The sequence below is a fragment of the Brevundimonas sp. genome, assembly GCF_024711105.1.
Lineage (GTDB): Bacteria > Pseudomonadota > Alphaproteobacteria > Caulobacterales > Caulobacteraceae > Brevundimonas.
The window spans coordinates 1-3,784 of sequence record NZ_JANJTL010000168.1 but is presented as its reverse complement, the minus strand read 5'-3'; the positions used below and the strand labels follow the sequence as shown (position 1 = coordinate 3,784).

Genomic DNA, 3,784 nt, shown 5'->3' with positions numbered 1-3,784 from the left:
AAGGACATGATCGTCGAGGCCGGCTCGATGGACATCACCTACACGCCAGCGGTGTCGGGCATACCCGCCAACTTCCTGACGCCTTCGCTGGTCGAGAATGGGATCGACCCCAAGAGCCTGCCCGACCACAAGCTGGACATGGCCGACGAGGCCAAGGCCTGGAAGACCGTCTGGTCGGCGGGCCAGGGCGCCGGCACCATTCACGACATCGTGCCCGTTCGCGAACTTGTCACACGGTTGAGCTCGGAATTTCACGAAGCGGTCGCGGAGGTGTCGCAGCGCTTCGGCTAAGGCGTCACGGTGGGCGGACGAGCAGATTCGTCCGCATACTGCGAAACGCCGGAGTTCCGATGACCCGCCTTGCCCTCACCCTCGCCGTGGCCGCCCTGGCCCTGCCCGCCACCGCCCAGGCCCAGGACGGGTTGGGGGACTGGTCCTTCAACTTCGCCGTCGGATCCGACAACCGTTCCAAGGGCACCAGCAAGTCTGAGGGCGATCCCTTCGCCCTTGCAGGTATGGAATGGAGCGACGCCAGCGGCCTGTTCTACGTCGCCGCCGAAGGCGAGACGATCGACCACTCCACCGGATCCCAGCTCGAGGCGGAGATCAACGCCGGTTGGCGGCCCGAGGCGGCAGGCTTCGAGTTCGACTTCAACGCCGCGCACAAATGGTACCTCGACGCCAATCCGGGCACGGACGATGACGCCTGGGAGTTCACGGCCGACGTGTCGCGCGATCTCAGCGAGCGGGTCGATGCGCGACTGCGCTTCCAATACTCGCCGGACAGCGCCGGCGGGACGCGCAGCTGGACCTGGGTCGAGGCGCGAGGACGCGTGCGCCTGACCGACCGCATCCGGGCCTCGGCCGCCGTCGGCCGCCGCGAGCAGGTCAACAGCCGCGACTACACCGCCTGGAACGTCGGCGCCGACTTCGAGATCAACGACTGGGCCTCGCTTGACGTGCGTTGGTATGACACCGACGTCGCCAACCCGTCGGCTCAGTATGACAGCGCGCTCGTCGCGGTCCTGAACCTCGGCTTCTAGACGAACTCCACGACCACCCCTGGCCGCACCGCCGCGGCCAGGTGCTGGGCGTCCCAGTTGGTCAGGCGGACGCAGCCGTTGGAGGCGTTCTTGCCGACGATGTCCGGGTTTGGGGTGCCGTGGATGCCGTAGGTGTCGCGCGACAGGTCGATCCACACCAGCCCAACGGGATTGTTCGGGCCCGCCGGTATGGTCAGCCGGCGGGTGATGCGGTCGCCCGCGTAGCTGACCCGGCGGGGATCGTAGGTGTAGGTCGGATCGCGGGCGACGCCGTTGACGGTCATCCGGCCCTCCGGCGTCGGCTGTTCCTGTGAGCCGATGGTGGCGGGATAGAAGGCCAGCAGCGTCCCATCCTCGGCGAAGGCCTTCACCGCCTTCTCGTCGCGGTCGACCTCGATGCGCGCCACTTCAGTCGCGATCTGGGGGCGGCGCGGATTGGTGACGAAGATCTCCGTCCCGGCCCGGCTGAAGTCGGCGTTCGGGTTCATCTCGCGCAGGAACTGCTCGTCCATGTGGAAGCGCTCAGCCACCAGCTCTGCCGCTGAGGTGTAGCCCAGCCGCTCCAGACCGGCCTGCGCCTCCAGCCCCTCCGGGATATTCGGCGTGAAGGGACCGGCCACGTCCTCGGTCGTCAGCACGTAGCGCGAAACCGCGTCCTGCGGTGAGCCCGCGACCAGCCGGTCCCAGACTTCCCGGCTGAGCCGCCCATCCACAGTCATGCCATTCTCACGCTGGAAGGCGGCTATGGCCTGGCGCACGTTCTCGCCATAGCGGCCGTCAGTCACCCCCGGCGAAAAGCCCGCGCGATCGAGCAGCACCTGGGCCCGCGCCAGACTTGCGGACGCGGTTTGCTCGGCGAGATTCCCGTCCGGCGGCGCTTCGTAGCCGGAAGCATTGATTGCCTCGGGGCTGACGACCGGCCGCGGCGACAGAACCGAAGTCTCCGTGGCTGGCGCCTCAGGCTCACGCGGCGGCGCCTCACGGTCGCAGGCCGTGAGCAGAACGACGAGGGGCAGGCAGGACAGGACAGACGCGGACTTCAATGGGCACTCCCGAGGCTAAGCCCAGGTAATGGCTGAGAAGTCCGCTCCGTTCCGTCAGCCGGCCGCTTCTTCCTTGACCGGCTTGGGCGAACCTTCTTCCGCTGCCCCGATCTCGAAGGCGACCTTGCCGTCCTTGAGCACGACATCGACGTGGCCACCGCGCGTCAGGCGTCCGAACAGGATGTCGTCGGCCAGCGGCTGCTTGATGTGCTCCTGGATCACGCGACCGAGCGGCCGGGCGCCGTAGAGCTCGTCGAAGCCGTTTTCCGCCAGCCAGTCCGCCGCCTCGTCCGACAGCGAGATGGTGACGTTGCGGTCCGCCAGCTGGGTCTGGAGCTGGCTGATGAACTTGCGCACCACCATGCGGATGATGTCGGCCGTCAACGGCTTGAAGGCCACGACGGCGTCCAGGCGGTTGCGGAACTCCGGGGTGAACAGGCGCTGGATGGCCTTGTCGTCCTCGCCCTCGACCTTGCCGCGGCCGAAGCCGATGGAGGCCCGGGCGTTGTCAGCGGCGCCGGCGTTGGTGGTCATGATCAGGACCACGTTCCTGAAATCGACCTTCTTGCCGACGGCGTCGGTCAACACCCCATGGTCCATCACCTGGAGCAGGATGTTGTAGACGTCCGGGTGGGCCTTCTCGATCTCGTCCAGCAGGACCACGGCGTGCGGATGCTGGTCGACCGCGTCGGTAAGCAGGCCGCCCTGGTCGTGACCGACATAGCCGGGAGGCGCGCCGATCAGGCGGCTGACTGTGTGGCGCTCCATGTACTCCGACATGTCGAAGCGCAGCAGCTCGATGCCGAGCGTGCCGGCCAGCTGCTTGGCCACCTCGGTCTTGCCAACGCCGGTCGGGCCCGAGAACAGGTAGGAGCCGATCGGCTTGTTCGGATCGCGCAGGCCGGCGCGGGCCAGCTTCATGGCCGCGGACAGCTGGGCGATGGCCTCGGCCTGGCCGAAGACGGCGCCCTTCAGGTCGGCGTCCAGGTTCTTCAGCGCCTCGACATCGGACTTGGAGACGGACTTCGGGGGAATGCGGGCCATCTTGGCGATGACCGCCTCGACCTCCTTCTGGCCGATGACCTTCTTGCGGCGGTTGACCGGCAGCAGCATCTGGCTGGCGCCTGCCTCGTCGATGACGTCGATCGCCTTGTCCGGGAGCTTGCGGTCGGTGATGTAGCGCGCCGACAGCTCCACCGCCGACCTGATCGCCGCGTCCGTGTAGCGGAGCCGGTGGAAGGTCTCGTAGTAGGTCTTGAGACCCTTCAGGATCTTGATCGTGTCTTCCAGCGTCGGCTCGTTGACGACGATCTTCTGGAAGCGACGGACGAGCGCCCGGTCCTTCTCGAAGTGCTGGCGATATTCCTTGTAGGTCGTCGACCCCATGCAGCGCAGGGTGCCTGAGGCCAAGGCGGGCTTCAGCAAGTTGGACGCATCCATTGCACCGCCGGACGTAGCGCCGGCACCGATCACCGTGTGGATCTCGTCGATGAAGAGGATGGCGTCCTCGTGCTGTTCCAGCTCCTTGACGACCTGCTTGAGCCGCTCCTCGAAGTCGCCGCGGTAGCGGGTGCCGGCCAGCAGGGCGCCCATGTCGAGCGCGTAGATGGTGGCGTTGGCGAGCACGTCGGGGACCTCGCCGTCCTCGATCTTGCGGGCCAGGCCCTCGGCGATCGCGGTCTTGCCGACGCCTGGGTC

The 3,784-nt window shown here is 67.2% G+C and carries 3 protein-coding genes and 1 pseudogene; 2 read left to right on the top strand and 2 right to left on the bottom strand.

Annotated features, from left to right (window positions below):
• Both Q0M60_RS13380 and Q0M60_RS13375 read left to right on the top strand, forming a co-directional pair.
• A pseudogene (locus tag Q0M60_RS13380) lies at positions 1 to 291 on the top strand (nitronate monooxygenase); the annotation flags it as partial.
• Positions 292 to 350: 59 nt separating this feature from the next.
• The gene (locus Q0M60_RS13375) at positions 351 to 1,043 is read left to right on the top strand and encodes a TorF family putative porin (protein WP_296820391.1); all 693 of its coding nucleotides are present in this window, start codon (positions 351 to 353) and stop codon (positions 1,041 to 1,043) included.
• Here Q0M60_RS13375 and Q0M60_RS13370 read toward each other — a convergent pair.
• The gene (locus tag Q0M60_RS13370; protein ID WP_296820389.1) at positions 1,040 to 2,086 is read right to left on the bottom strand and encodes a L,D-transpeptidase; all 1,047 of its coding nucleotides are present in this window, start codon (positions 2,084 to 2,086) and stop codon (positions 1,040 to 1,042) included. The genes Q0M60_RS13375 and Q0M60_RS13370 overlap by 4 nt on opposite strands.
• A gap of 54 nt (positions 2,087 to 2,140) precedes the next feature.
• Positions 2,141 to 3,784, bottom strand: a 1,644-nt coding sequence (locus tag Q0M60_RS13365) for an AAA family ATPase (protein WP_296820387.1), incomplete at its 5' end; no start/stop codon positions are given.

Coding starts and splice junctions, on each gene's coding strand:
- Q0M60_RS13375 (WP_296820391.1), top strand. CDS start 351: ATGACCCGCCTTGCCCTCACCCTCGCCGTGGCCGCCCTGGCCCTGCCC.